This window comes from uncultured Lamprocystis sp., assembly GCF_903933125.1.
Lineage (GTDB): Bacteria > Pseudomonadota > Gammaproteobacteria > Chromatiales > Chromatiaceae > Thiodictyon.
Genome location: NZ_CAIZIZ010000507.1, coordinates 1 through 1,751 on the forward strand (window position 1 = coordinate 1; position 1,751 = coordinate 1,751).

At 63.5% G+C, this 1,751-nt stretch carries 2 protein-coding genes; both read left to right on the forward strand.

Annotation, left to right across the window (positions count from 1 at the left end; all coding sequences use genetic code 11):
- The first annotated feature begins 194 nt into the window (after window positions 1–194).
- Window positions 195–1,112, forward strand: a complete 918-nt coding sequence (locus QZY03_RS27835) for a TIGR02452 family protein (RefSeq protein ID WP_295586956.1) — start codon at window positions 195–197, stop codon at window positions 1,110–1,112.
- Window positions 1,113–1,218: 106 nt separating this feature from the next.
- Window positions 1,219–1,751: DUF262 domain-containing protein (locus QZY03_RS27840; RefSeq protein WP_295586958.1), on the forward strand; the 533-nt coding region annotated here is incomplete at its 3' end.

Consider the following 1,751-nt stretch of genomic DNA (forward strand, 5'->3'; position numbering starts at 1 on the left):
GGTAACGACCCGGCCCGCATCGCGGCCATCTTCCATGAGGCGCTCCAGGAACAGGCCGGCGCCTTCCAGTCAGTGGTTTTCGCCATCGCTGACTGGTCGCCGGAGCGCCGCTTCCTGGCCCCCTTCGCCGCGGAGTTTCAGGGTAGTTGATGCCGATCGGCAACCGCCGCGATCACGATGCTAACGAGGACATCATGAACGAACTCATTCTGTTGCCCTGTCTCGATTCCGAGGAACGGGCGGCCCGCTGCCGGGCGGTCCTGGACATCCCGCGGGCACGTGCCGCTGAACTGGGTCGCACCGCGGTCCAGGCCGCCGCGACCGGGGTCTACACCAGTGCCGAGGGCACGCTCGTGCACTGGCAGGCGGCAGTTGCCCAAGCCGTGGCCGCCAAACGCAGCCTGCCGCCGGATGCCGTCCTGCCGGTACCCGCGGTCGCCCGGAATGCCCAGACCAGAGTTCAGGTCGCCAACGAAACCACCCTTGCGGCCGCTCGACGGCTGGTCGACGCGGGCGAGCGGGTGCTGGCGCTCAACTTCGCCAACGGCATCCAGCCCGGCGGCGGCTTCCTGGGCGGTGCGCGTGCGCAGGAAGAGGTGCTGTGCCGCTCCAGTGCCCTCCACGCCACCCTGCGGGGCGATCCCATGTACGCCGCACACGCGGCCAGGACGCTACCGGACTCGACTGACTGGGCGATCCTTTCCCCGGAGGTGCCGGTGTTCCGGACGGACGATGGCACCGCGCTGCCAACGCCCTGGATGCTCAGCGTGCTCACCTGCGCCGCGCCTTATGCCCCCGGCATCGGCCAACCGCCGGCGGGCGATCTATTGGCCGCACGCATCCGGCGCGTCCTCGCCATTGCCCGGGCCTACGACTATTCGGCACTGGTCTTGGGCGCCTGGGGCTGTGGCGCCTTTGGCAACGACTCCGCCCGTACCGCGCGCGACTTCTATGCCGCGCTTGCCGGGGAGTTCAACGGCGCCTTTGCGCAGGTGGTCTTCGCCATCGCCGACTGGTCGGCGGAGAGGCGCAATCTGGCGCCGTTTCGCACCCTGTTCGCCGCCGGTGATGGCTGTGCGCGGGATCATCTGGTAGCCTCTCACACGATCTGACGCTCGGAATGCTTGCCCATACTGGGCCGGATTATGCATCAATTACGACGCCTTCGGCGGAAGTTAACGCTCCCTTGAATGCTTCCTGTCTCAGAGAACATATATCATGGCAATTGAAGGGCACTCCAAGAGCATTCGCAACCTCATTATGGGCGACAACATGTCGTTCCACGTACCGATTTATCAGCGCTCCTACACTTGGGAAGCAAAGAATCAAGTCGAAAAGTTGCTGAACGACATCCTTGAGTTCGCGACGGAATATCGCGGTAACAGCAATGGGGAATATTATGTTGGCAACGTCATTCTAAAAAACCAAAGCCGAGGCTTCGTCACGGAACGCACTGTGATCGACGGCCAACAGCGAATTACGACAACTATTCTTATCCTTTGCGCGCTGCGAGACTTATACTTGGAGCACGAAAGCAACGACGATGAGCTAGCGTCGGCTCGCGCGATCACGCGAGCTTTGTATATCGACGATGGTAACGTCAGGCGACTGAAACTCGACTTTGGCCATTTTTGCCTGAGGCCGGGCGCTGTGCACGGGTGGGCTGGACCAGGGCCGGCGGCTCCTGCGGAGGTGGCGGCAGCGGGAGACCGGCGGTATCGTCTGAAGTCGACCAAAACACCAGCCGTCAC